This is a genomic window from Roseovarius tolerans, from assembly GCF_028885395.1.
Taxonomy (GTDB): domain Bacteria; phylum Pseudomonadota; class Alphaproteobacteria; order Rhodobacterales; family Rhodobacteraceae; genus Roseovarius; species Roseovarius tolerans.
Window position 1 is genome coordinate 2,222,135 of sequence record NZ_CP118494.1, and the last position, 25,008, is coordinate 2,247,142.

The 25,008-nt window shown below is 65.0% G+C and carries 29 protein-coding genes; 6 read left to right on the top strand and 23 right to left on the bottom strand.

Annotation, left to right across the window (positions count from 1 at the left end; genetic code table 11):
- The first annotated feature begins 3 nt into the window (after positions 1-3).
- On the top strand, positions 4-2,472 hold the full coding sequence (locus PVU19_RS10955) for a penicillin acylase family protein (protein ID WP_420833227.1): 2,469 nt from the start codon (positions 4-6) through the stop codon (positions 2,470-2,472).
- Positions 2,473-2,479: 7 nt separating this feature from the next.
- Here the strand turns inward: PVU19_RS10955 and pqqE are convergent, their stop codons facing one another.
- From pqqE to PVU19_RS10990, 7 genes are all read right to left on the bottom strand, one after another.
- On the bottom strand, positions 2,480-3,580 hold the full coding sequence (gene pqqE / locus PVU19_RS10960; protein WP_050662714.1) for a pyrroloquinoline quinone biosynthesis protein PqqE: 1,101 nt from the start codon (positions 3,578-3,580) through the stop codon (positions 2,480-2,482).
- Positions 3,577-3,855, bottom strand: a complete 279-nt coding sequence (gene pqqD, locus PVU19_RS10965) for a pyrroloquinoline quinone biosynthesis peptide chaperone PqqD (RefSeq protein ID WP_050662715.1) — start codon at positions 3,853-3,855, stop codon at positions 3,577-3,579. Before pqqD ends, pqqE begins: the two co-directional genes overlap by 4 nt.
- On the bottom strand, positions 3,852-4,601 hold the full coding sequence (gene pqqC, locus PVU19_RS10970) for a pyrroloquinoline-quinone synthase PqqC (protein ID WP_050662716.1): 750 nt from the start codon (positions 4,599-4,601) through the stop codon (positions 3,852-3,854). Before pqqC ends, pqqD begins: the two co-directional genes overlap by 4 nt.
- Positions 4,598-5,494 carry a pyrroloquinoline quinone biosynthesis protein PqqB gene (gene pqqB / locus PVU19_RS10975; RefSeq protein WP_050662717.1) on the bottom strand — a complete coding sequence of 299 codons (897 nt, stop codon included), beginning with the start codon at positions 5,492-5,494 and terminating at the stop codon, positions 4,598-4,600. The genes pqqC and pqqB overlap by 4 nt, the downstream gene beginning before the upstream one ends.
- 21 nt (positions 5,495-5,515) lie before the next feature.
- A complete protein-coding gene (pqqA, locus tag PVU19_RS10980; RefSeq protein ID WP_050662718.1) occupies positions 5,516-5,614 on the bottom strand; it encodes a pyrroloquinoline quinone precursor peptide PqqA in 99 nt (32 codons plus the stop codon).
- 108 nt (positions 5,615-5,722) lie between these two features.
- Positions 5,723-6,406: a response regulator transcription factor gene (locus PVU19_RS10985; protein WP_050662719.1), complete on the bottom strand. Its 684-nt coding sequence runs from the start codon at positions 6,404-6,406 to the stop codon at positions 5,723-5,725.
- 11 nt (positions 6,407-6,417) lie between these two features.
- Positions 6,418-8,055 carry a sensor histidine kinase gene (locus PVU19_RS10990; protein WP_338049879.1) on the bottom strand — a complete coding sequence of 546 codons (1,638 nt, stop codon included), beginning with the start codon at positions 8,053-8,055 and terminating at the stop codon, positions 6,418-6,420.
- Between the two features lie 97 nt (positions 8,056-8,152).
- On the opposite strand from PVU19_RS10990, the gene PVU19_RS10995 reads away from it, so the two are divergent.
- Entirely contained in the window at positions 8,153-8,338 is a 186-nt protein-coding gene (locus PVU19_RS10995; RefSeq protein WP_050662742.1) for a hypothetical protein, read from the top strand.
- 5 nt (positions 8,339-8,343) lie between these two features.
- Here the strand turns inward: PVU19_RS10995 and PVU19_RS11000 are convergent, their stop codons facing one another.
- The 9 genes from PVU19_RS11000 to PVU19_RS11040 all read right to left on the bottom strand — a co-directional run bounded on the left by PVU19_RS11000 (position 8,344) and on the right by PVU19_RS11040 (position 15,196).
- Entirely contained in the window at positions 8,344-9,135 is a 792-nt protein-coding gene (locus PVU19_RS11000; protein WP_050662720.1) for an ABC transporter permease, read from the bottom strand.
- On the bottom strand, positions 9,132-9,848 hold the full coding sequence (locus tag PVU19_RS11005) for an ABC transporter ATP-binding protein (protein ID WP_050662721.1): 717 nt from the start codon (positions 9,846-9,848) through the stop codon (positions 9,132-9,134). Before PVU19_RS11005 ends, PVU19_RS11000 begins: the two co-directional genes overlap by 4 nt.
- A 66-nt stretch (positions 9,849-9,914) precedes the next feature.
- Complete coding sequence (locus PVU19_RS11010; protein ID WP_050662743.1) at positions 9,915-10,520, bottom strand: ABC transporter ATP-binding protein; 606 nt, start codon at positions 10,518-10,520, stop codon at positions 9,915-9,917.
- On the bottom strand, positions 10,517-11,275 hold the full coding sequence (locus PVU19_RS11015) for an ABC transporter permease (protein ID WP_050662722.1): 759 nt from the start codon (positions 11,273-11,275) through the stop codon (positions 10,517-10,519). The genes PVU19_RS11010 and PVU19_RS11015 overlap by 4 nt, the downstream gene beginning before the upstream one ends.
- Complete coding sequence (locus PVU19_RS11020; protein ID WP_050662723.1) at positions 11,272-12,222, bottom strand: ABC transporter substrate-binding protein; 951 nt, start codon at positions 12,220-12,222, stop codon at positions 11,272-11,274. Before PVU19_RS11020 ends, PVU19_RS11015 begins: the two co-directional genes overlap by 4 nt.
- A 56-nt stretch (positions 12,223-12,278) precedes the next feature.
- Entirely contained in the window at positions 12,279-12,539 is a 261-nt protein-coding gene (locus PVU19_RS11025) for a PepSY domain-containing protein (protein WP_050662724.1), read from the bottom strand.
- A gap of 15 nt (positions 12,540-12,554) precedes the next feature.
- The gene (locus PVU19_RS11030; protein ID WP_050662725.1) at positions 12,555-12,992 is read right to left on the bottom strand and encodes a cupredoxin domain-containing protein; all 438 of its coding nucleotides are present in this window, start codon (positions 12,990-12,992) and stop codon (positions 12,555-12,557) included.
- 32 nt (positions 12,993-13,024) lie between these two features.
- The gene (locus tag PVU19_RS11035; RefSeq protein WP_050662726.1) at positions 13,025-13,996 is read right to left on the bottom strand and encodes a PQQ-dependent catabolism-associated beta-propeller protein; all 972 of its coding nucleotides are present in this window, start codon (positions 13,994-13,996) and stop codon (positions 13,025-13,027) included.
- Positions 13,997-14,008: 12 nt separating this feature from the next.
- Positions 14,009-15,196: an ABC transporter substrate-binding protein gene (locus tag PVU19_RS11040; protein WP_235575799.1), complete on the bottom strand. Its 1,188-nt coding sequence runs from the start codon at positions 15,194-15,196 to the stop codon at positions 14,009-14,011.
- A gap of 158 nt (positions 15,197-15,354) precedes the next feature.
- Here PVU19_RS11040 and PVU19_RS11045 point away from each other — a divergent pair, with 158 nt between their 5' ends.
- From PVU19_RS11045 to PVU19_RS11060, 4 genes are read left to right on the top strand one after another with little or no spacing between them, the layout of a single operon-like run.
- Complete coding sequence (locus tag PVU19_RS11045) at positions 15,355-15,843, top strand: DUF3280 domain-containing protein (RefSeq protein WP_050662727.1); 489 nt, start codon at positions 15,355-15,357, stop codon at positions 15,841-15,843.
- A complete protein-coding gene (locus PVU19_RS11050) occupies positions 15,840-16,382 on the top strand; it encodes an SRPBCC family protein (RefSeq protein WP_050662728.1) in 543 nt (180 codons plus the stop codon). The genes PVU19_RS11045 and PVU19_RS11050 overlap by 4 nt, the downstream gene beginning before the upstream one ends.
- A complete protein-coding gene (locus PVU19_RS11055) occupies positions 16,345-17,310 on the top strand; it encodes a YncE family protein (RefSeq protein WP_050662729.1) in 966 nt (321 codons plus the stop codon). Before PVU19_RS11050 ends, PVU19_RS11055 begins: the two co-directional genes overlap by 38 nt.
- Positions 17,307-18,119, top strand: coding sequence for a quinoprotein dehydrogenase-associated SoxYZ-like carrier (locus tag PVU19_RS11060; protein ID WP_050662730.1), 813 nt, complete (start codon positions 17,307-17,309; stop codon positions 18,117-18,119). The genes PVU19_RS11055 and PVU19_RS11060 overlap by 4 nt, the downstream gene beginning before the upstream one ends.
- A 15-nt stretch (positions 18,120-18,134) precedes the next feature.
- On the opposite strand, the gene PVU19_RS11065 is transcribed toward PVU19_RS11060, so the two are convergent.
- The 7 genes from PVU19_RS11065 to PVU19_RS11095 all read right to left on the bottom strand — a co-directional run bounded on the left by PVU19_RS11065 (position 18,135) and on the right by PVU19_RS11095 (position 24,955).
- Positions 18,135-18,926, bottom strand: a complete 792-nt coding sequence (locus PVU19_RS11065; protein WP_050662731.1) for an inositol monophosphatase family protein — start codon at positions 18,924-18,926, stop codon at positions 18,135-18,137.
- A 104-nt stretch (positions 18,927-19,030) separates the two neighbouring features.
- Entirely contained in the window at positions 19,031-19,573 is a 543-nt protein-coding gene (locus tag PVU19_RS11070) for a PQQ-dependent catabolism-associated CXXCW motif protein (protein ID WP_050662732.1), read from the bottom strand.
- Positions 19,570-20,439 (bottom strand): substrate-binding domain-containing protein, encoded by an 870-nt coding sequence (locus tag PVU19_RS11075; RefSeq protein WP_050662733.1) that lies wholly within the window; start codon positions 20,437-20,439, stop codon positions 19,570-19,572. The genes PVU19_RS11070 and PVU19_RS11075 overlap by 4 nt, the downstream gene beginning before the upstream one ends.
- Positions 20,423-20,926 (bottom strand): c-type cytochrome, methanol metabolism-related, encoded by a 504-nt coding sequence (locus PVU19_RS11080; RefSeq protein WP_050662734.1) that lies wholly within the window; start codon positions 20,924-20,926, stop codon positions 20,423-20,425. The genes PVU19_RS11075 and PVU19_RS11080 overlap by 17 nt, the downstream gene beginning before the upstream one ends.
- An 82-nt stretch (positions 20,927-21,008) precedes the next feature.
- On the bottom strand, positions 21,009-22,811 hold the full coding sequence (gene xoxF5, locus PVU19_RS11085) for a lanthanide-dependent methanol dehydrogenase XoxF5 (RefSeq protein WP_050662735.1): 1,803 nt from the start codon (positions 22,809-22,811) through the stop codon (positions 21,009-21,011).
- Positions 22,812-22,989: 178 nt separating this feature from the next.
- Positions 22,990-23,841 (bottom strand): S-formylglutathione hydrolase, encoded by an 852-nt coding sequence (gene fghA / locus PVU19_RS11090; protein ID WP_050662736.1) that lies wholly within the window; start codon positions 23,839-23,841, stop codon positions 22,990-22,992.
- A 1-nt stretch (position 23,842) separates the two neighbouring features.
- The gene (locus PVU19_RS11095; RefSeq protein ID WP_074787772.1) at positions 23,843-24,955 is read right to left on the bottom strand and encodes an S-(hydroxymethyl)glutathione dehydrogenase/class III alcohol dehydrogenase; all 1,113 of its coding nucleotides are present in this window, start codon (positions 24,953-24,955) and stop codon (positions 23,843-23,845) included.
- Positions 24,956-25,008 lie beyond the last annotated feature (53 nt).

Below are 25,008 nucleotides of genomic sequence, written 5' to 3' on the forward strand. Positions count from 1 at the left end.
GTGATGATCAAATGGCTTTTGCGCGTGGCGGGCGCGGTGGTGGTGCTGGCGCTGGTGGCGGTGCTGGTGGCCTATATGCTGCTCTCACGCTCGCTGCCCGAGTATGACAAGCGCCTCACCGTGCGCGGGCTGGATGCGCCGCTCGAAATCGTGCGCGACAACGCCAATGTGCCGCATGTTTTCGGCACCAAGGACACCGATGTGTTTTTCGGCCTCGGCTATGCCCATGCGCAGGACCGGCTGTGGCAGATGATGACCATGCGCCGCACCGTGCAGGGGCGTCTGTCGGAGGTGTTCGGCACCCGCACCGTCAAGATCGACAGCACGCTGCGCCGCTTCGACCTCTACAATCTCGCGCGGCAATCGGTGGCGGCACAGGATGCGCAGACGCTGGCGGCGCTCAAGGCCTATTCCGATGGCGTCAACGCGCGGATCACCGAGATCAATCAGGACGCGCTGGGGCGCGGCGCGCCCGAGCAGTTCCTCTTCAACGCCCCGATCGCGCCCTGGCAGCCCGCCGATTCGATCGCGCTGATCAAGCTGATGGCGGTGCAGCTCTCAGGCCATCTCGACAACGAGGTGACCTTCGCCCGCGCCTCGCTCGCGCTCGACGATCCCGCCCGGCTCGACGATATCATGCCGCTCGCGCCGGGCAGCGGCATCGCCGCACTGCCGGAATATGCCAGCCTCTTTCCGGGTGCGGAATTTCGCCATGCGCAAGCAGAGCCAGACCTGACCGGCGATCCGCTCTCGCCCTTCAAACGGCGCGCCTTTGCCGGGGCCTCCAATGCCTTTGCCGCCGCCCCCTCGCGCTCGGCGGCGGGCGGCACGCTGCTGGCCAATGATCCGCACTTGGGCTTTTCGGCCCCGAACATCTGGTATCTGGCCCGGCTGGAATTGCAATCGGGCGGCGTGATCGGCGGCACCATCCCCGGCATCCCGGTGATCCTGACGGGGCGCAGTGCGCGGCTGGGCTGGGGGGTGACCTCGTCCTATCTCGACGATCAGGACGTGTTCATCGAGGAACTGAACCCCGACAACACCAACGAATACCGCACGCCCGACGGCTGGAAGAGCTTTCGCACCAGCCGCTCGATCATCGAGATCAAGGATGCCGATCCGGTCACCCTCACCCTGCGCTGGACCGATAACGGCCCGGTCCTGCCCGGCAGCCACTACAACCTTTCAGAGGTGACACCGCCCGGCCATGTCGCCTCGGTCGCCTGGACCGCGCTCAGCGGCGAAGACACGACGATGACCTCGGCCATGGGGCTGATGCGGGCGCAGACCGTGCAACAGGCAATTGACCTCAGCCGCCTCTACATCGCGCCGTCGCAGAACCTCACGCTCGTGGGACAGGATACCATCGCCCTGCGCCTGATCGGTGCCATGCCCCGCCGCAGCGCCCGGCACGAGAGCGAGGGGCGCATGCCCTCGCGCGGCTGGCTGCCGGAAAACCGCTGGCAGGGCATGCTGCCCTTCGCCGCAAACCCTGAATTCGTGGCCCCCAAGGGCGGCATCCTCGGCAATACCAACAACAAGGTGGTGGATCGCCCGTTTCCGATGCATGTCAGCTACCTCTGGGGCGACACGCAGCGGGTGCATCGCTGGCGCCGCCTGATGCAGGGCCGCGCGGTGCATACCCGCGACAGCTTCATCGAGGCGCAGCTCGATACCGTCAGCTTTACCGCCCGCTCGATCCTGCCGCTGATCGGGGCCGATCTGTGGTTCACCGGCGAGGCCGCGCCCGAAGGCACCCCCGAACGCCTGCGCGAGCGCGCGCTCACCATGCTCGCCGACTGGAACGGCGAGATGAACGAGCATCTGCCCGAACCGTTGATCTATGCCGCCTGGATGCGGGCGCTGATGGACCGGCTCATCCGCGACGATCTCGGGCCGCTCTCGCGCGAGTTCGACCACCCTGACCCGGTCTTCATCGAGCGCGTCTTTCGCGATGTCGACGGGGCCTCGGCCTGGTGCGATGTCAAGCAATCGGCGGCGCAGGAAACCTGCTCGGACGTCTCGCGCATGGCGCTCGACGATGCGCTGATCTGGATCGAGGAACGCTACGGCACCTCGCTCGAAAGCCTGCGATGGGGCGACGCGCATCAGGCGACGCATGACCATCAGGTGCTGGGCGAGGTGCCGCTCTTGCGCTATTTCGTCAACATCCGGCAATCCACATCGGGCGGCGACAACACGCTCCTGCGCGGGCGCACACGCGGCGGCGAGGGGCCGGACCCGTTCCAGAACGTGCACGGCGCGGGCTTTCGCGGGGTCTATGATTTCGCCGATCCCGACAGCAGCGTGTTCATCATCGCGACCGGCCAGTCGGGCCATTTCCTCAGCCGCCATTACGACGATCTGGCCCAGCTTTGGCGGCGCGGCGAATATATCCCGATGTCGCTCGACCCGGATCTGGCACGCGCCGCCTCGGTCGGCGTGACGGTGCTGGCGCCGCGCGCGGAATGACCTCGGCTCAGACGCTCGTTTTCTGCGGCATGGTCCGGTAAACCAACGCCGCGTCATCGCGCGTGGCATGGGCATCGGCACTGGCCTGCAAGACGCCGTGATGGGGCGATTTCACGCAGACCGGATCGGTCGCATTCGGATCACCGAGGATCGCCATCGCCTGACAGCGGCAGCCGCCAAAGTCGATTTCCTTGCGCTCGCAACTCTTGCACGGCTCCTGCATCCAGTCGGTGCCGCGATAGGCGTTGAACGCCGCGCCCTCGTACCAGATCTCCCGCAGGGGCCGCTCGGTTACCCGGTCAAAGCTCAGATGCGGAATGCTCTGCGCCGCGTGACAGGGCAGAACCTGCCCGTCAGGCGTGATGTTCAGACCGCTGCTGCCCCAGCCGCCCATGCAACGCTTGGGCAGGTCTTCGTGATAATCGGCGGGCACATAGTCGATCACCAACCGCCCCTTGAGACGCGCCCGCGCCTCGGCCACCAGCCGTGTCGCCTCGCGCGCCTGCTCGCGCGTTGGCATCAGCGCGTCGCGGTTTTCCAGCGCCCAGCCGTGGAATTGCACCGTCGCCACCTCGATCCGGCGCGCGCCCATTTCCCCGGCCATCTCGATGGCGCGCGGCAACTGGTGCAGGTTGCGCCGGTGCAGCACCGCGTTCAGCGTCAGCGGAAAGCCGATCTCGCCGATCCACTCGGCCACCTGCATCTTGCGGGCAAAACCACCGCGATAGCCGCCGATCTCGTCAGCCATGGCCGGGTCGGTGCCCTGTAGCGACAGCTGCACATGATCCAGCCCCGCCTCGTCCAACTCGCGCAGCCGCCTCTCGGTCAGGCCAATGCCCGATGTGATGAGATTGGTATAAAGCCCCGCCTCGCGCGCCCCCGCAACCAATTCAGTCAGATCGCGACGCGACGCCGGCTCGCCCCCCGACAGGTGCAGTTGCAACACCCCCAGATCAGCCGCCTGCCGGAACACATCCACCCAGGTCGCGGTATCAACCTCGCTCTCCTGCCGGGCCAGTTCCAGCGGGTTCGAACAATAGGGGCACGAGAGCGGACAGCGATGCGTCAGCTCGGCCAGCATGGCGATGGGCGGATTCACCTTGGTCATGCCGTCACGTCCAGAAACCGCCGGTCGCGCAAGGCCGACAGAAACCCGGCGCTATCCTCGGCAATCTGCTCGGGCGGTGCATCGTATTTCGCGGCCAGCATCTGCGTGATTTCCCCGAAACTGCGCCGCCCGTCGACCTCGGACAATATCGCATGCCCCACCATGTCGAGCGTCACGGCGCGCTCGGGGGCCAGCAACACCCAGGTCTCGCGGACGCGGTCGAAATGCAGCCTCACACCACGCGGCAGGGTTGGGATATCGGCAGGTTTCATCATGACGCCCTCTGCATCATCAGGCCTTCCCCGGGCTGCCACGCGCCGGGTGGAATGCGGGCGGGGTCCACATAGGCCCCGTAAAGCGCATCCAGCTGCGACCACAGCACATCGGTCTTGAAGATCAGTGCGGCGGCGGCGGCATCCTGTTTCTCGGCGGTATCGGCATGATCCAGCACCCATTGCAGGCCGAAGGCCACGTCCTTCGGGGCCTCCTTCAGACGGTTGCGGAAATAGGACAGCGAACTGTCATCCGCGAACTCGTAATTCTGCAACAGCCCCTCAATGCGCTGCGCGTGGATCTTGGGCGCAAACAACTCGGTCAGCGAGGCCGCGACCGCCTCCAGCAGCGTCTTGTCGCGCACGAACCGCACATAGGCATCCACGGCAAAGCGCGTGGCAGGCAGCACCCCCTCGCAAGAGGCCACGTAATCGGGATCGAGCCCCACCGCCTCGGCCAGCCGCAGCCAGCGCCGAATGCCGCCCTCATTGGTGTCGGTGCCGTCGTGATCCTCGATCCGCGACCGCCAGATCCGGCGCAAATCCGGGTCCTCGACCCGGCTCATGAAGGCCGCATCCTTCATCGGGATCGAATGCTGATAATAATACCGGTTGATCACCCAGGCGCGCACCTGATCGGGGGTGCAATCCCCACCGTGCAGCAGCCCGTGAAACGGGTGCCGGTCGTGATACCGCTCCGCCCCGATCTGCCGCAGCCGGGCTTCGAACTCCTCTTTCGACGGGGTCATGCCGTGATCTCCATTCCATCCTGACCGATGATCCATCCCGCCGCCTCAGCCTCCTCGCGCTCATCCGAGTCGGGGCGCAGGACAGGGTTGGTGTTGTTCATATGCACAAAGACCTTCTGCCCGATGGTAAGCCCGGCAAAAGCAGCGATCGAGCCATCCGCCCCGCTCATCGACATATGGCCCATGCGCTTGCCGGTCTTCTCGCCCAGGCCCGCGCGCCGCATCTCATCGTCGCGCCACAGCGTGCCGTCGAAAAACACCGCATCCGCCCCCACCAGCCGCTCGGCCAGCCTGTCGCTCAGCATCGCGCAGCCGGGAATGTAATAGACCCGGGTATCACCCGAACGCAACTCAACCCCCACGGTCTGCTCACCGACCAGATCTGTCTGCACATCGCCCGCCTCCATATAGAGCGGCACCTTGCCCGGCACGGCAAACAGCGTCGCCTCCAGCCCCGGCACCAGTTCAAAGGGTGTGTCCAGCGCAATCGCCGCCCGGTCCACGACCGAACGGTTCAGCGCATCGAAAATCGGATTGGCGTCCAGCACCTCGTGAATGCCCGGCGTCGCAAACAGTGTGAACGCCTGCATCTCGCGCAGCGTCAACAGCCCCGCCACATGATCAATGTCACCATTGGTCACAAGCACGGACGCAAGAGGCAGCTCGCGCAGCCCACTAGGATGGAGAGACGGGGCACACGCAAGCTGCTCTCGAATATCAGGAGAGGCATTGAGAATTGCCCAGGTCGCACCATCTGCCGTCACGGCCAGTGACGACTGCGTCTGAGCGGGGATGTCCCCCGCTCGCGCGAGGTTACAGTTGGGACAGCCGCAATTCCATTGCGGCAGGCCGCCACCGGCAGCCGCCCCAAGTATGCGCGCGCGGAAACTCATCGTCATTCCGCGCGCCCTGGATCAGAACAGTACTTCGCGGTCGTCTTCGAATTCCGGGCCGTACATGTTGATTTCCATGCCGCACTCGATTTCGCGGAGCGTGGGTTTGGTCCATGCCATGACAAGGGTCCTCCTCATTTATGTGTCGTTTTGACAGCTCAAGACTGCCAGATCACTCGTACTCGGGCGACTCTTATTTTATAAGAGATATGCAGACTTTGGTCTGCATCAAGGGGTCTTCAGGCGCGGCGCAACCCCATCCAGGCAAAACCCTTTGCTGCGTATCGTCTTGATCTCGAACCCGAAATCGCCCTCGGCCAGCTTGCGGCGCAGATAACCGATATAGACATCCACCACGTTTTCGCTGGCCGATCCCTCGGCCGCCCAAAGCGCGTCAAAGATCGCGTGGCGCGGCTGTGCCATTCCGCCATGCTCGATAAGCAGCGCCAAAAGCGCATATTCCCGCTCGGTCAGCGTCACCGCATCACCGCCCCGGCGCAGCACCCGCTCGCGCGGGCAGAGCGTCGCCGCCGCGACCTGCCGGTGATCGGCGCGCGCTTCCTGCACCCGCAGCCGCGCCACCAATTCGTCAAACGAAAACGGCTTGACCACATAATCATCCGCCCCCGCCTCCAGCCCCGCCGCGCGGTCCTCCACATCCGACAGCGCCGACAGCATCAGGATCGGCAGTGTCAGGCCCCTCTCCCGCGCCTCGCGCACCAGCGAAAGCCCGCTGTCGGTGCCCAGCATCACATCCACGATGGCACAGGAAAACCGCCCGCGCTCCAGCCGTGCCAAGGCCCGGCCCGCGCGGTTCTCGGCCTCGGCCTCATAACCGTGCAGCGCCAGGCCCCGCATCAGGGCCGAGGTGATTTCCGGGTCATCCTCGACGATCAACAACTGTTTGCTCATGAGGCCAGAGCCTAACCCGATCCGCGCGGCAGGCGAACCGATATCTTGGTACCGGGTGCGTCGCCGATGGCCGCCTCGCGGGGCACCGGGCTGAGCAACGCGATCTGCCCGCCCTGCGCCTCGACCACCCATTTCGCAAGCGCCAGACCTATGCCAAATCCCTGCCCGCGCCCGCGCCCCGCCTGCTCGAACCGCTCGAACACAAGCGCCTGTGCCTCGGGCGCGATGCCGGGGCCATTATCCGTCAGCGTGAGACCCGCACCCTGCGTATCCACCTCCGCCGAAAGCCGCAGCGCACCGCCCTCGCGGGCATGGCTGATCGCGTTGCGCACCAGCCCGACAATCACCTGCCGCGCCCAGTTGGGATCGCAGATGACAGTCACCGCCGGTATCTCCGCAACCTCAAGGCTCAGCCCGGCGGTGTCGATTTCCGCCTGCACCTCCTCCACCACCTCCGCCGCAATCCGCTCCAGCGGCACCGCGACAGGATCAAGCGCCAATTGCCCGTTCTCCGACCGCGCCACGCGCAACAGATCGTCGATCCGCCGGTTGAGCCGCGCGGCCCGCGTCTCGATCGTGGCAAAGGCGTCTGACGCACCCTCACCGCCCTGCCGCCCGATCTGCGCCTCCATCAGGATCACGGTCAGCGGTGTGCGCAACTCATGGCTGATATCGGCAAAGAACCGGCGGCGATTGTCGTCGATCTCCTCCAGCCGCGTGTTGGCCGCGCGCAATTCCTCGGTGCGCTGCGCGATGGTCTCGTTCAGCCGGTCCCACTCCGCCTGCACCGCGTCCCGCCGCTCCGAGAGTGCCCGCGCCATGCGATCCGTCTCGGCATAAAGCAGCCCGATCTCATCGCGCCCGCCTTCCGGCAGCGCGACCGCGAAATTCTCCTGCCCGATCTCGCGCGCAGCCCTGCGCAGCCGGTCGAGACGGCGAAATTGCGGGCGGATCAGCAACAGGTAGAACCCGGCCACCAGCACAAGGCTCACGATACCGGTGACAATCGCGATCCGGCTCAGCCGCGCGCGCAGGCGCTCGATTCCGGCCAGCACCTCGTTGCGCAGGATGATCTCGGTATTGACCGCCTGATTGAGCAGCGGATCGAACCCGCTCGCGAAACTGTCGATATAGGCGCGCAGCCGGTCGCGGTCGCGCTCGGGACTGCGCAGCGCCTGCAACGTGTTCTGCAACAGCGCCTCCATCCGCGCGAGGCCCAGCGATTGCGTCGCCTGCCGCGATTGCGCATCAAGGCCCAACGCACGCGCCTCCTCCACCGCCTTTTCCAGATCCGACCGCAACAGCGTGAACGTCCGCGCAATCGCCTTCGACACCGGCTCCAGCCGCTCGGCGCGCACCTCGGGCGGGCGTTCGGTCTGTACCGTCTCGGTCGCAATGACGATGAAGGTCGACGCCTCGCGCGACAGTGTCGAATACCGCGCCATCCGCGTCTCGGTGGCCAGCGCCGCCTCCAGCCGGTCCGCAACCCGCGTCATCCCCAGATAGAGGATCGCCGCCAGCACCAGCGTGACACCGCCCAAGAGCGCCGCGCCGATCCCCAGTTTCGCCTTGAGCGATTCGGTCTGTCTCAGACGCACGCGCAGCTCCTCCTCATGCCGGAAAATCCGGCCTGCGGCGCGCAAAAGCAACAGATTTGCGCCGAACCACCTCTCGGGGCGTGCAATCACGGCCCGCCGCGCTAGACTGATCCCAGGGAGGATGGACGCAAGCGAGAAAGGACGCCGCATGATCCAATTGCTCTTTGTCACCTGCATGGCCGCCGCCCCGGCGCAATGCGAAGACCACAGGCTGATCCTCGGCGACATGACCCCCGCCGCCTGCCTGCGCATGGCGCAGCCCGAACTTGCCCGCTGGATGGAAAACCACCCCGATCTGCGTATCCGCCGCTGGCACTGCAGCCGCCTGTCCTGAACCGCTCACCCCTTGCGCTTCATCAGCGCACGCGACGGGTCATAGGCCCAGAGCGCCACCGCCCCCAGCACAACGGTCGATCCCACCACCCACGCGAGCGCCTGCCAGTTCATCTGCAGGTACAGCAGGAAGCGGATCAATTCGACCACATGGGTGAACGGGTTGAACGCGCAGATATCGTGCAAAAGCTCCGAGCTTTCGCGCATCTTCCACAAGGGATACAGCGCCGAGGACAGGAAAAACATCGGGAAGATCACGAAATTCATCACCCCTGCGAAATTCTCCAACTGCTTGATGAAACTCGACAACACCAGCCCCAGCGCACCCAGCATCAGTCCCCCCAGAATAAGCCCCGGCAGCACCGCCACATAGCCCCAGACAGGCATGGTGATGTCAAACAACGCCGCGATCCCGAGGAACGCATAGACCTGCAACACCGAGATCAGCGTCGCCCCGAACAGCCGACAAAACAGCAGCCAGCCGCGCGGATAGGGGCTCGTCAGCAACAGCCGCATCGACCCCATCTCGCGGTCATAAACAAGGCTGAGCGAGCTTTGCATGCCGTTGAAGAGCAGCACCATCGCGCACAGCCCCGGCACGATATAGGTCTCATAGGTGATATAGGTCTGATAGGGCGGGATGATCGACAGGCCAAGCGCCGCGCGAAACCCCGCCGCAAAGACCAGCAGCCACACGAGGGGCCGCACCAACGCCGCCAGAAACCGCTCGCGCTGATGCACGAAGCGCAGGAACTCGCGGCCCATGATCGCCCGCGCGACGCCCCATAGCCCGCTCATGCCACCACCTCCGTCCGGCTCAGGAACCAATCCGACAGCGGCATCTCTCCGCGGATGTGCCGGGTCACACCATCCGCCAGGATACGGCCCCGATGCAAAACCAGCAGGTGATCGCCGTCGCGCACCTCGTCCGTCAGATGCGTCGTCCAAAGCACGCACAGCCCGTCACGCGCCAGATCATGCACATGCCCCACGATCGCCGCCCGCGCGGCGGCATCGAGGCCCACGGTCGGCTCATCCAGCAACAGCACACGGGGCCGATGCAACAGCGCCCGCGCCAGTTCCATCCGCCGCCTGTGCCCGCCATTGAGATCCGCCGCCTTTTCGCCGGCCCGCTCCGCCATGCCCAACCGCTCAAGCGCGGCGTCAATCCGCCCATCGAGCCCCTTGCGCGGCAGCCCGTGCAGCGCCGCGAAATAGCGCATGTTCTGCCGCACCGTCAGGTTCAGATCGAGCGTCGGCTGCTGAAACACCACGCCCAGATGCGCCAGCGCCCGGCGCGGCGCGCGCGCCATGTCGTGGCCCGCCACCACCACCTGCCCCTCGGACGACACCAAGAGCCGCGTCAACAGCGAGACCAGCGTCGACTTGCCCGCGCCGTTAGGGCCCAGCAGCGCGCAGAACGTCGCCTCAGGCAGGGCAAAGGACACCTTGTCCAGCGCCTGTTTAGCGCCATAGCGAAAACTCAGATCGCGCACCTCAAGCTCTGCCATGCCGTCCCTCTCCTGCTCCGTCGCACCCTGCCCCGTCCGGCGCGCGGCAACAAGCCCGCGCGCGCCTCACGGCCCGGCCCCGTCACGCAACGCCGCCGGTTGCCCCGCCAGATGCATGATCCGGCTCGCCAGCCGCTCGGCCTCGGCGCGGGCATGGGTGACAAGCAGGGTCGCAGGCCGCGTCTCGGCGATCAGCCGCTCGGTCAGCGCCAGCATCTCCTCTCCGGTGGCGGCATCCAGCGACACGAACGGCTCATCCATGATCAGCAGTTCCGGTCGCCCGGCAAAAGCCCGCGCAAGGCTCAACCGGCGCTGTTGCCCCAGCGACAACTGCCCCGGAAACGCCGCGCCCCGGTCGCCCAGCCCGACCTTGTCCAGTATCGCCCGCGCCTCGTCCGCGCCCAGCCCCGGATGCACGATCCGCAGATTATCCAGCGCCGACCGCCACGGCAGCAATGTGGGGTCCTGAAACACCATCGCGCGGCGCGCAGGGCCGCTTACATGGCCGGTGAAGTCCTCATCCACCCCCGCCACGATCCGCAGCAAGGTCGATTTCCCCACCCCCGACGGCCCGAGGATCGCCAACACCTCACCGGGTGCAACCGTGAACGTCACCTGCCCCAGCACCTGCACCGCGCCGAACCGCTTGTCCGTGATCCCGACCTCAATCATGCCGCCCGCCAGCGCCGCACGCGCCGCTCCCAGGGTTGCAACAGGCCCCATTCCACCGCCAGCATCACCGCGATGAACGACAGCGCATAGACCAGCACCATCCCCACATCGAAGAGCTGAAAATGCATGTGGATCTGAAACCCGACGCCCGAGGACCGGCCCAAGAATTCCACCACCAGCACGATCTTCCAGATCAGCGCCACACCCGACCGCGCCGCCCCCGCGATGAACGGCGCCAGCTGCGGCAGCACCACATGGCGCAGCCGCGCGCCCCGCGGCATCGCATAGACCCGCGCCATCGCATCGAGATCGGGGCTCAGCGCCCGCGCGCCCTCGCGCAGCACAATCGCCACATTGGGGATCTTGTTCAGGCTCACGGCCAGAATCGCCGCCACCTCGGTCAGCCCGATCCAAAGATAACACAGCACGATCAGCACCAGCGCGGGCAGGTTCAGGAACACCACCAGCCACGGATCGAGCCAGCGATCGAGCCTCTCCGAGCGTCCCATCACCAGCCCGAGCGCCACGCCGATCGACATCGCCAGCACAAAGGCGCAGGCCACCCGCCACAGCGTCATGCCGAGATGATAGAGCAGATCGCCCGACCGCAACTCGCCCCAGAACGGCACCGCCAATTGCCACGGCGCGGGCAAAAGCTGCGGATCGCGCGTCAGCAGCGCGGCCACCGCCCAGACCCCCAGCAGCACCGCCAGCGACAAGGCAGGCACCGCGCGGCTCTGCGCGGTCTCGCTCATTCGATCTCTGCAAACAGGCCCGGCGGCAGCCGCGCCGCATCGCCCACCAGATCGCGCCCGCCCAACTCATGCATCAGCGCGAACATCGCCTGCGCGCCCGCAGGATCAACCGGCCCGCGCGGCGGCACCCCGGCCAGCCAATCGGCCCGCAACTGCGCAAATTGCGCCTCCGATTGCGGCGCGATCAGCGGGCGCAGCGCCTGCCATGCCGCCTCCGACCGGCCCAGAACATCCTTGGCCGCGCGGCTCGCGTCATAGAACGCCTGCGCCAGCCCGGGATGCTCGGCCATGAACGCCTCGCGCATGTAATAGCCCAAAAGCGGCGTCGCCGGATCAAGGCCCAGCGCCTCTGCCGCCGTGCCCACCGAAATCAGTTCCCGCATCCCCTCCGCCTTCATCCGCGCCAGGAAATGCCAGTAGTTGATCGCCCCCGCATAATCCGCCCGCAGCGCGGATTTGTAGATCAACGGCGGCGCGCCAAAAACCTGTTCGGTCTCGGCCTCCAGATCCATGCCGTGCTCCGCCCGCGCATAGGCGCGCAGGATCAGCCATGATTTATCCAGCGGCCCGCCCGCAATCCCGATCTTGCCGCCGCGCAGATCGGCCAATGTCTGCGCGGTGCTGTCCTCGGGCACCACCACGCCGCCCACCGCGCGCGAATAGGGGATAAAGACGTAATCGCGCCCCGCCGCCCGCTGCCGCGCCAGCCAGATCATGTCTGCGACCGCCAGATCAGCCGCCCCGCCCTGCACCGCCAGATGCGTGGCGGCGGTATCGGCATAAGGCTGCACCTCCAGCCGGAACCCGTGCTCGCGGTCCAGCCCCTCGCGCAGGATGGTCTGCAATTCCCAGTTAACCGTGCCGACCTTCAGCACGGCAGCCCGGATCACCGGCAGATCGTCGGCAAAGACCGGCCACGCCAGAACCATCGGCGCGGCCAGCAGCATCCGCCGGGACACCGTGCCGCCCGCACTGCGTTGACCGGCACGATCCGTCACTCGGCTTACTCCTCGCGTTTCCCGACCACGTTCAGATCGTTATCCAGGTCGATGTCGAACTGCGACCCACCCTTGCAAATCACATCGTCAAGCTCGTAGCCATCGTCGCTTTTCTCGATATCATCCGGGTCCATCTGGCATTCCATATCAGCCAGCATCGCCTCGATCTTGGTGATGGTCTCGGCATCTGCATGGTCGTGTTCGTGGTCGGCAAACGCCGGCATGGCCAAGAGCCCGGACAGGGCAAGCGTCATCAAAACTCTCATGGGAAGTCCTCCTGGTTACTGAATGCTGAATGTGACTTGCTGGCTCTCGCCGGTCGAGCCGGGGATGCGCAGCACATGGCGGCCCGGCTTGATCGCGACGAACGACATCTCAACCGTGCCCGCCTTGTCGAACTCGATGGAATCCACCGCCATCGGCCGGATCTCGATGCTGTTGATCACGATCTCGTTCATCCAGATCGCGCGAAAGAAATCGGGGCCGGACACCGCCAGTTCCGCCGACCCGTCGGCGGTGATTTCCAGTGTATAATAGGCCCCGGATTCCAGCGTCTGATCCTCGCCCAGAGGCTGCCCAGACGCGAGCGTCAGCTCAATCGTCTCGCCCCGGTTGCACTTGGCCAGCAGCCCGGCAAAGCCGAAATCATCGCACAGCGGTGCCGCGGCCACGGGGGCCCCCACAAAGGCCAGGCAAAAGGCCGTTACCAGTCGTTTCATTGTCAGTCTCCCTTTTTATCACTCAATGGTCTTCAGTCGATGATCGCCACGCCCCAGGGCGCCTGTCCCACCTCCACCGACCGGATCGCCTTTTCAGCGGCCACGTCGATCACGGTGATGTCGTTGGAATTGCCGTTGGTGCTCACGAGGTATTTCTGATCCGGCGTGAAATCGAGCTGCCAGACGCGCTGTCCCACCAGGATGTAATCCAGCACCTCAAGGCTCTCGCCATCCACGACCGCCACCCGGTTCGCAGGCCCGAGCGCGACAAAGACGCGGCTGCCATCTTCTGTCACCTTCACGCCCACCGGCTGCAGCCATTCGGGCTGCACATTGGGCACCTCGAAGGTGAGCTTGCCGACCACCGTCGGCGCGCCATCCTCGGCGATATCCATCACCGTGACGGTGCCGCCGATCTCCGACGAGACGTAAAGCCGCGTGCCGTCGGCGGTATACTGCGCATAGCGCGGGCGCTGATCGACCAGCACGTTATACTTGATCTTGTAATCCTCGGTGGAGATGAAATGCGCCATGTTCGTCGTCTCGGACGTGTTGACCACGAACTTGCCGTCGGGGCTGATCCCCATCCCCTCTGGTTCCACCCCCACCGGCACCTCGGCCAGCACCTCGCGCGTGTCGGTATTGGTCACGGTGACAAGGTTGTCATCCTCGTTCGCGATGTAGAGCCGCGTGCCACTTTCCTCGATGGTGAAGAGTTCAGGGTCGGGCCCCGAGGGCAGGCTCGGCAATTCCTCATAGGTCTCGGTATCGAACACCCGCACCAGATTGTCATCCGACGCGCAGACATAGAGCTTCTTGCCATCCGGGCTGACGATGATGCCGCGCGGGCGGTTGCCGCCATCGAACTCGGTCAGGACCTCCCATGTGTCGGTATCCACGACCGTAATCGTGTTGCCCCGCTCGTTCGATATGAACGCCTTGCCGGCCAGCGCGGGCGAGAGGCTGAGCGCAACAAGCGCCGTTGAGAGTAGCAGCGTTTTCATACCTGTCTCCGTTCAGTTGAAGGCTGTGCATTGAGATTCGGGCTGATCCAGCCCCATCGTGTCGAGCGGCGAGCGTTGATGCAGAAAGCCCTCCTGCGGGCTGACGCTCACGGTGATGCGCCCATCGTATAGCAGGATCGGCTGCCGCATCTGCCCGTTCCATTGGCGAAACGTCACCTTCTGCCCCTTGAATGCGGCCAGCTCGAACGCATCCGACAGCGCATACTCGCGGATCGCCTCCGGCTCGGCGGACCCGGTGCGCGTCACCGCCTCACCCACCACCCGCAGCGCAAGCCAGACGTTGTAATCCTCCGAGGTGACGGTGCGCCGGGTCAACTCCTCGAACCGGGTCTGGAACTGCGTCGCGCCCCAGGCCTCATGCGCGCCGTGCATGGTGACGGGTTTCAGCCCGCCCGACCCCATCACCGGGCGTGGCGTCCACAGGTGATAGGGCAGGTAATTGGCGAAATAGTCGGTGGCATCCGCCGTGATCACGATGTCATGATCCGCGGCCCCCTGCATGAAGGTCGGCAATTGCCGCTGCACCAGAACATGGCCCGAATCCGTCCGGCGACTGCCACCTGTATCCTCGAACGTGCGCTCTTCCACGATCTCGGCCCCGTACTTGGCCGCCGCCCGCCGGAACGCCGCGCCAAGCGCCATATCGGCGGGGTTCGACCCCTCGATCAGCAGCCAGTCACCCCATTTCTTCCAGACCGCGAATTGCGCCACCGCATCGGCCATCATCTGATCGGACGGCGCGATATGCAGCAGGTTGGCGCGGCACTGATCATCGCGCAGGCCCGTGTCGGGCGCGGCCGCGTTCAGCACCAGCGCGCCCACCTCCGCCGCACGGTCCGACAGGCGCAACAGATCCTCGGCTTCGGCCTGCACCACGATCAGGCGAATACCGTCACCCAGCAATTCCTCAAGCGCCGCATCGGCCCCCTCGGGCGGCACAGCCCGTGTCACGGTCTCATAGGTATGCCCCATGAAACTGCCCGTGGTGCCATTATCCTCATCCGCCAGCGCCGCCCCGGCAAAGCCGATATCCTCGGCCCGCAGATCATGGCGCGACACCGGCAACAGCGTGGGATAATCCACCCGCAGCACCGCCGCGCGCACATCGACCGCCAGCGCGGACCCGGCCCAGAAACAGAAGGTAAGCGACGCCAGCAGCGCCTGAGCATATTTCAGCACGGTATCCTCCCTTGCCCGGCCTTTTTTCGATGCCGTTCCATCTGCCCCAAGCTGCCGTGAAGACCGCTTTGGACGAAACCGCTACCTTTGGCCGTGTTGCTGGAATCACCTTAGCAGGCCCAGACTATGGCTCTATTCTTATTTTATAAGAGCGTGCCATGAGGTTGATAACACTGCTGTTTCTTGGATTCGCCTCGGCCGCGACCGCAGGCGACAAAGTGGCGTTTTTCGGCCTCACCCTGCTCGACGAGTCCCTGCAAAGCCAGATGCAGGGCGAGGACCCGGCGCAGGTCGCCCGCATCGCCATGCTCGAAGAGATCGTGCGCGACAGATTTCTCGCCGAAGGCTACGAATTGCTCGACATCACCCCCGTGCAGGCCGATCTCGACCGCATCGTGAATCCCGCCAAATGCTATGGCTGTGACACCCGCATGGCGACCGATCTGGGGGCCGATTTCTCGCTCGTGGGCGAGGTGCAGAAGGTCTCCAACCTGATCCTTGCCATGAACCTGCAACTGCGCGACGCCGCGACCGGCGATCTGGTGCGCGGCGGCGTGGTCGATATCCGCTCGAACACCGACGAAAGCTGGCAGCGCGGCATGCGCTATATCCTGAAAAACCGCATTTTTCGTGAGGAGGAAAAATGAAACGACGTCTATTCCTGATCGCCGCTGCGTCACTGACACTTCCGTCACTGGCACTCGCCCACGGCCCGACCCGGCAAAAGGTCATCGTCACGGCTGAGGTCGCCGCCGACCCGGCGGACGTCTGGGCCGCGATCGGCAATTTCCAGGACATGTCCTGGCACCCTGCGGTGCATTCATCGACCGGCGAGGGCGGCAACGACATCGACGCCACCCGGCGGCTGGTTCTGGGCGCCGAAGGCGGCCCCACCATCGACGAGGTGCTCTATAAATACAGCGCCGAGAAGATGAGCTATTCCTACCGCATCACCGAGGTAAAGGTCGAGGTTCTGCCGGTCACTAACTATTCCTCGCACCTGACCGTAAAACCGCGCGACGGCGGCGGCTCGCTGGTGGAATGGCGCGGCGCCTTCTATCGCGGCTATCCCAACAACGACCCGCCCGAAGAGCTCAACGATGCCGCCGCCATCGCCGCCGTGACCGGCGTCTATCAGGCAGGGCTCGATGCCCTGGTCGAGCGGTTCGGTGCGCCGGGCTCTTGACGCCACGCTGCTGATCCTCGGACTGGCTCTCGCCGGGCCGGGATCGGCACAAACCGCCTATATAACCTGCCAGAACGGCGAGGTTCTCAGCGTCATCGACATCGCCCAAGGGGTCGAGCGCGCCCGCTGGCCCCTGCCCGGCAAACCGGCGGGCGTGGCGGTAACGGGGGACGCGCTCTACACCGTCTCTCCCGACAGCAAGACCGTCCGCCGCCTTGATACAGAGACCGGCGCGGTGCTGGCTGAAACCGTGCTCGATGGCGGCCCAATCGGCGTCGCGCATGACGCGGCGCGCGGGCGGCTTTACGTCTCGGACTGGTACAACGCCCGGCTCTGGGTGCTGGACGACCAAACCCTCGCCCATCAGACCGACCTCACAACCGCCGCCGCCCCGGCGGGCATCGCCCTTTCCGATGACGGCCGCCACCTCGCCACCGCCGAGCGGGACGCCGACCGGGTCACGGTCTTCGACGCCGACACGCTCGATATCCTCGCGCAGCCCCGCGTCGGCACCCGCCCTTTTGGGCTGCGTTTCGCCCCCGACGGGCGGCTTTTCGTCGGCAATGTCGGCAGCGATGACGTCACCGTTCTCGACCCCGCCAGTGGCGCGACCCTCGCCACCGTGCCCGTCGGCGCGCGCCCCTATGGCGTGGCCTTCGCGCAAGGCCGCGCCTTTGTCACCAACCAATATGCCGACACCGTCAGCGTCATATCCCTCGACGATCTGATACTCACAGCCACCCTCGATGTGGGCGAATATCCCGAGGGCATCGACGCCACGCATGACAACACCCGCATAATCGTGGCAAACTGGTTCTCGAACACGGTCAGCGTAATCGACGCGACCACATTGCAGGTGGTGAACGAGATCGAGACCGGCGACGGGCCGCGCGCCTTCGGCCTGTTCATCACGGAGGATGACCGATGAAACACACGCTCCTGCCCCTCGCCCTCATGGCGGCGCTCGCCCTGCCTGCCGCCGCGTCCGAGCCGGTCTGGCCCGACCTCGCGCAGGATCTCTACGGCACCCGCCCGCTGCTCGATGGTACCGAGCATATCGCCATCGACACCCCCTACCGCACCACCGAGGACGCCCGTACCCATGTCAAGGCCACCCTCGCGGCCCCGCCGGGGCGGCTCTGGGGTAGGGTCGAGGTGATCCTTGACGACAACCCGATGCCGGTCTCGGCGGTCTTCGACTTCAAGGCCCCGCAGCCGCGCTTTACCTTCGACGTCACCATGCGGATCAACGGCCCGACGCCGCTTCATGTGGTCGGCGAGACGACGGACGGGCAGTTGTACGTCGCCGACACCTTCGTCAAGACCTCCGGCCAGGGTGCCTGCGCCGCACCGCCGGGCACCGACCCCGACGTTGCCCTCGCCACCCTCGGCCAGATGCGCATCGCCATCACCGACTCTGCGGTCAGCCGCGTGCAGGACCGGCTTGCCGCCCTCACCACCCGCGACCGGCAGGTCGATCTCGACATCAGTCATCCCAGCCATTCGGGCATGCAGATGGACCAGATTAGCCTGCTGTTCATCCCGCTGCGCTATGTGGAAACGGTCGATATCGACCTCGATGGCGGCGGCTACGTGGAAATGACCGGCTCTATCTCGCTGTCCGAAAACCCCCGCGTCAGCCTCTCGGTGCCCGGGCGCACACAGGCGGTGGACGTCACTATGACCGACACCGACGGCACGGTCAGCCACGCCCAAGCCACCCTGCCGGGCTACTGACGCCCCCGGACCGCGCTAGCGACGGTCGGTCAACAGGCAATCGCGCGCCACCTGCCAGCTATCCGGGTCAGGCGCGCAGATCAGACCACCGGTGGTATGCACCGGCTTGTAGTCCGACCCGTCGAAATGCGCGCTATGACCCCCGGCCTCGCGGTGCAACAGCCAGCCCGCCGCGTGATCCCAGGGCATCAGCTTGTTATAGGCCAGCAACTCGCAATGCCCGCTCGCCGCCAGCCGATATTCATGCGCGGCACAGCGCAGCCAGAAATTCATCCCGAATTTCGGCAGGTTCTCCTGCACCACGGGGCGCAGATGCGCGGGCAGGAAATTCGTCCCGGCGACGATATTCATCTGTTCCGGCGCGCAGGGTGGCGACACCCGCGGCCGCACCTCCTCGCCGTTCGCCCGCCGCAGCCACGCGCCACCGTTCCGCACGGCAAGCGCGGTGTCATCGCAGACCGGATCATGGATCGCGGCAAACACGATCTCACCCGCCGACAGCCCCGCGATCATGGTCCCGAACAGCGGCACGCCCGAGGTGAAATTCTTGGTCCCGTCGATCGGGTCGATCAGGAATGCCGTCCCGGCCCCTCCCATCTTCGCGATCATCGCGGGATCATGGCCGGTGCTTTCCTCACCGACGATCAGCGCCGCCGGAAACAGATCAGTCAGACCGGCACTCAGCCGCGCCTCCGCCGCCTCGTCGGCCTCGCTGCACACATCGAAGGCAGAGGTCTTTTCATGCACCGGGTTGGGCACCTGCGCGCGGAACCGCGGCATCAGTTCCTCGTCCCCCACGCGGCGCATCAGATCGCAGAGACGGTCGATATGATCAGAGGTAAACAGCGACCTGACCTTTCAATGGGGCGTCCCTCCTGTCTAGGCGACAGGGGCCGCGCGGTCCAGCCGCCTCACGGCTCCGGCTCTGGCGTGATCACTTCGGTCGGATAGTCGAAAAACGTCCAGCCATCGGTGCCGTCGGGCATCCAGTAGACCTCGGAATAGCCATATTCCAGCGCCCGCTTGGCCGCATTCCACGACATCCAGCACTCCGCCAGACAGAAGATCACCACCGGATGATCCATGTTCCCGTCCGTGGCCTGCTCCAGCCCACGGCGAAAGTAATCCGCCGTCACCTCGGCAATTGCGCCATAGCCCACATTGGGCAGCCAGATCGCCCCGGGGATCGAATGGCGCGGCTTGTCGCGCCAGATCGTGCCCTCGGGCAGGTTCTTGGGCTTGGGCGCACGCGGCAGCACGTCGATAAACGCCGCCTCGCCCGCTTGCCAAAGGTCATGCGCGGCCTCGGGATCGAGAACCCGCCCCCCGGTCAGGCTGTCCGGCACCGGCCCACGATACTGATCCATCCGGTAGCCATCGGGCTCGCGCACCGTCTGCGCCACCGCTGTCACCGACAGGCCCAGCAGCGCCACGAGGATCAGCGCGTGTTTCATCCCTCAGGCTCTTTGACCGCCGTGCCCATGTCATTGACCAGCGGCACACCGGCCTCGCGCAGCAGCGCGTCGATCTCGTCCTGATGCCGGCGGATCAACGAGTTGAGCTTGCGTTCCCAGACCTTCTCACCCAGCCGCACGCCCATGGTGATGCGAAAGAACAGGCGCGGCGGATCGGTCTCGTTGACCAGCGGGATCACGGTCAGCCCCGGATGCCCCTGCTTGACCAGCGGCCCGCCCAGCGGCCCCCACAGGATCGCGGCGTCGATCTCCCCCGCCTCCAGATCGTCGATCATGTCGGTGGCCGGGCTTTCATGGCGGCGATCAACAAATAGCCGATACGGTTTTGCCTTCCCGATCAACCCGTTACGCGCCAGATGCGCCGAGGGCGGCGTGCCTGCGACAATGCCGATGCGCTGCCCCTTGAGGGCCGCGTCCGACAGTGCGCTCACCCCGGCAAGCGGGCCGTCCTTGGGCACGATCAACGTGTAGACCGAGGTGAAATAATGATTGGTGTTCTGAACCAGCTCATGGCCTTGCGCATAGCCCATCACCACGTCGCAGCGTTTGGCCTTGAGGGTGTTGCGGATGAAACCGGTGGCCATCGGATACCAGGTGTATTCGACCGGCACGCCCAGCTTTCCGGCGATCAGCTCGGCCAGCGCGTTCTCATACCCGCTCTCGTCCTCGGCCGAGGCCGGCAGGTTGGCCGGATCGGCGCAGACCCGCAGCGCCTTGTCCGACACCAGGTCCGATGTCTGCGCCCGCGCGTCTGCGGCAAACCCCGCCGCGAGCCATGCCCCGACGAGGCCAAGGGCAAGGCGCGCAGGCCGTGCGCACCGGGCAAGATCAGCCCATGCAGTCATTTTCATCCTCTTGGATCGCGTCCGCCTTGGCCTCTTTCTTCGCCGGGCGTCCGCGTGGCACGGCATCCATGCCGCGCGCCTTGAGATAGACATAGATGTCGTCGAGATAGCACATCACATTTCGGTTGTCGCCGAAGTGCGGCATCACCGAGTTGCCGTTCTCGCGCCCGTTCACCACGACGCTGTAGAAATCGTAATAGTCCATTTCGACAGCGGATTTCTTCAGCGCGGGGGCATAGGTCGAGCCCTCGCCATCGGGGCCGTGGCAGACATGGCATTCGGAATGATAGCGCCGGAACCCGGAAAACGTCAGCCAGTCCACAGTGCCATCCTCGGCCACGTTATAGGTGGGAATGTCGTCTGCCGTGAAATAGCGGCCGTCCTCTTCATAGGCGACGGCGATGTTGTCACCCGCGTCCTGCGCGGCGGCGGCACTGGCCAGACCGGCGGCAAGGGCGGTGGCGATGAGGCTGCGGAGTGGGGTCATGGAAATCCTCTGATATGTCAGGCGGACTGGCACGCGCTTGGCGCGCCAGTCCGGAAGTTTGTCGAGTCTCGATCGCAGTCGATCAGTTCGGCAGAGCGAAGACGGTCAGCTGACCACCCAGAGCGGTATAGTCGCTCAGCGCAGCATAGCCGCCCACGGCACCGAGGCCGTCATTGGGGTTGGTCAGGCCAGCCGCAAGACCGATCCCGGCCCAGCCACCAACACCCGACAGGATGCCGACATACTGCTTGCCGTCTCTCTCATAGGTCATCACGTTGCCGATGATGCCCGACGGGGTCTTGAAGCGGTAAAGCTCTTCCCCGGTCTCGGCATGCACCGCCTTGAGATGACCTTCGAGCGTGCCATAAAAGACAATGTCACCCGCCGTGGCCAGCGCGCCCGACCAGACCGAGAACTTCTCGGGGATCGACCACTTGATCTCGCCGTTGATATTGTCCCAGGCGATGAAGTTGCCCATGCCGCCATGGCTGTCCGGCGCAGGATACATCGCCAGCGTGGCGCCCACATAGGGCTGACCGGCGGTATAGGCCACGCGGAACGGCTCATAGTCCATGCAGACATGGTTGGTCGGCACGTAGAACATTTCCGTCTTCGGCGAGTAAGCCGATGGCTGTTGGTCCTTGGTGCCAAGGGCGGCCGGGCAGATGCCGGTCGAGTTCACGTCCTCGCCGTTTTGCTCGGTGGAATACTGCGCCACCACCGCCGGACGACCGTAGGTGTCCGACTCGGGGTCCATATCCACGCCCGTGGTCCAGTTCACCACCGGGTCGAACTTCTCGGCCACCAGCAATTCACCCGACACGCGGTCCATCGTGTAGCCCAGACCGTTGCGATCGAAATGGGTCAGCAGCTTGCGCGCCTCGCCGTCGATCTCCTGATCGGTCAGGATCATCTCGTTGACGCCATCATAGTCCCATTCGTCATGGGGCGTCATCTGATAGACCCACTTGGCCTCGCCGGTATCGATGTCACGGGCGAAGATGGTCATCGACCACTTGTTGTCGCCCGGGCGCTGCGCCGGGTTCCAGGTCGAGGGGTTGCCCGAGCCGTAGTAGAAGAGGTTCTCTTCCATATCGGCCGAATACCAGCCCCATGTGGTGCCGCCGCCGATCTTCCACTGATCGCCTTCCCAGCTCTTGAGCGAGCTGTCAGCACCAACCGGCTCACCGAGCGCGGTGGTCTTTTCGGGATCGAACAGAATCTGATCATCCGGGCCCACCGAATAGGCGCGCCAGACCTGCTCGCCGGTCTTCATGTCATAGGCCGTCACATGGCCCTGAACGCCGAACTCGCCGCCCGAGATGCCGACGATGATCTTGTCCTTGACCGGCAGCACCGTGGCGGTGTTGGTCTCACCCTTGGAGGGATCGCCATTCACGGCCTCCCACTCGACAGCGCCGGTATCTGCGTTGAGCGCGACAACCTTGGTATCGGCCTGATGCAGGAAGATCTTGCCATCCGCATAGGCGACGCCGCGGTTGACCGTGTCACAGCACATCACCGGGATCACTTCGGGGTCCTGGCGCGGCTCGTATTTCCACTTGATCTTGCCCTCGTCGGCAAGATCGAGCGCATAGACGATGTTCGGGAACGGTGTGTGCACATACATCGTGTCGCCGATCACCAGCGGCGAGCCCTCATGCCCGCGCAGAACACCGGTCGAGAACGTCCACGCGACCTGAAGGTCACCCACGTTGTCGGCATTGATCTGATCGAGTTCGGAATAACGCTGGTTGGCGTAGTCACCCGTCTGGATCGCCCATTGCTTGGGGTCATCCATCTGGGTCATGAGATCATCGTTTGCGGATGCCATGGTGGCAACGCAAAGGGCGATCCCAGAGGTCAAAAGCGGTAGCTTTCTCATCTTGGTCCTCCTCCCTGAGGCGCGGCACGTGTGCCGCTGGTTTTGAACGACCGGTCCACCATAGGAAGGCCGTCTGTCTTGCCCCTGCCGGTCGGTCTCTCCTCCGCACCGACATGGGCAAATTCTGGTCTCGCGATCGCTTTCGGCAACGCTCGCGATGATGTCGCTCTCCGCCGCCTCAATGCCTCCCCGCATGAGGCCGCATCAATCGCTCGGCATGCCATGCGGCATGGTCCCCGGCGAAGGAATTGACGAAGAAATAGGAATGATCATAGCCCGCCTGCAGCCGGATTTCGCCCGCCTGCCGCCGCTTGGCCATCACGCTCGCCAGCGCCTCGGGCATCAGCAGGTCGAGGAAATTGTCGCTCATCCCCTGATCGACCAGCAGATCGCCCTTCCAGCCGTTCTGCTGCATGAGCAGCACCGAATCGTGCAGCGCCCAGGCGCTTTCATCGTCGCCCAGATAGGCCCCCAACTGCTTGCGCCCCCAGTCCGAATTGGCCGGATGCGCAATCGGAGCAAAGGCCGACAGCGAGGTGAACGCATCGGGGTTGCGCAGCGCCATCGTGATCGCGCCATGCCCGCCCATCGAATGGCCGGTGATGCCGTGGCAATCCTCCAGCGGCAGCGCATCGAGCGCGAGGCTGCGCAATTCGCTCAGCACATAGTCATACATCTGGAAATGCCCGGCCCATGGCGCGCGGGTGGCATTCACGTAGAACCCCGCCCCCTGCCCCAGATCATAGGCCTCGTCATCGGCCACACCGTCACCACGCGGGCTTGTGTCGGGAAAGATCACCGCCACGCCGTGCCGCGCCGCATGTTCCTGAAACCCGCCCTTGGTCATGGCGTTCTCATGGGTGCAGGTCAGCCCCGACAGATACCACAGCACCGGCACCGGGCCATCGTTGGCCTGCGGTGGCAGGTAGGCGCCAAAGGTCATGTCGCAATCACACACCTCCGAGCGGTGCGCATAGACCGCCTGAACCCCGCCGAAACTGCGGTTTTCGGAGATGACCTTGAGCGTCACCTCAAAACTCCACCACGGCGCGGATCGACTCGCCCTTGTGCATCAGCTCGAACCCCTCGTTGATCTGGTCGAGGCTCAGCTTGTGCGTGATCATCGGGTCGATCTCGATCTTGCCCTGCATGTACCAATCGACAATCTTCGGCACATCGGTGCGCCCGCGCGCGCCGCCGAAGGCCGTGCCGCGCCAGCTCCGCCCGGTCACCAGCTGGAACGGCCGGGTGGAAATCTCGGCCCCCGCCGGCGCCACGCCGATGATGATGCTCTCACCCCAGCCCTTATGCGCCGATTCGAGTGCGGCGCGCATCACGCCGACATTGCCCGTGGCATCAAACGTGTAATCCGCACCACCCCCGGTCAATTCGACCAGATGCGCCACCAGATCGCCCTCCACCTCCTTGGGATTGACGAAATCGGTCATCCCGAAATGCGTCGCCATCTCGACCTTGCCGGGGTTGAGATCGACGCCCACGATCTGATCCGCACCCGCCAGCCGCAGCCCCTGAATGACGTTCAATCCGATGCCGCCCAGCCCGAACACGATCGCGGTCGAGCCCAGCTCCACCTTGGCGGTGTTGATCACCGCGCCGATGCCGGTGGTCACACCACAGCCGATATAACAGATCTTGTCGAAGGGCGCGTCCTTGCGCACCTTGGCGAGCGCAATCTCCGGCACCACGGTATGGTTAGCGAAGGTCGAACAGCCCATGTAATGATGGATCGGCGTGCCATCCAGCATCCGGAACCGCGTCGTCCCATCCGGCAACAGGCCCTGGCCTTGCGTCGAGCGGATCGCTTGGCAGAGGTTGGTCTTGGGATGCAGGCAATAGTCGCATTCGCGGCATTCGGGCGTATAGAGCGGAATGACGTGATCACCCACCTCGAGGCTCGTCACCCCCTCGCCGACCTCAATGACGACACCGGCCCCCTCATGGCCCAGAATGGCCGGGAAAATCCCTTCCGGGTCATCGCCCGAGCGGGTGAACTCGTCGGTATGACACAGCCCCGTCGCCTTGATCTCCACCAGAACCTCACCCGCCTTCGGGCCGTCCAGCTCAACCTCCATGATCTCCAACGGTTTCCCGGCCTCAACGGCCACGGCAGCACGTGTGCGCATCCAACTTCCTCTTTGCATTCCGGCCACGCCACGCCCACCTTCGGGAATCGCGA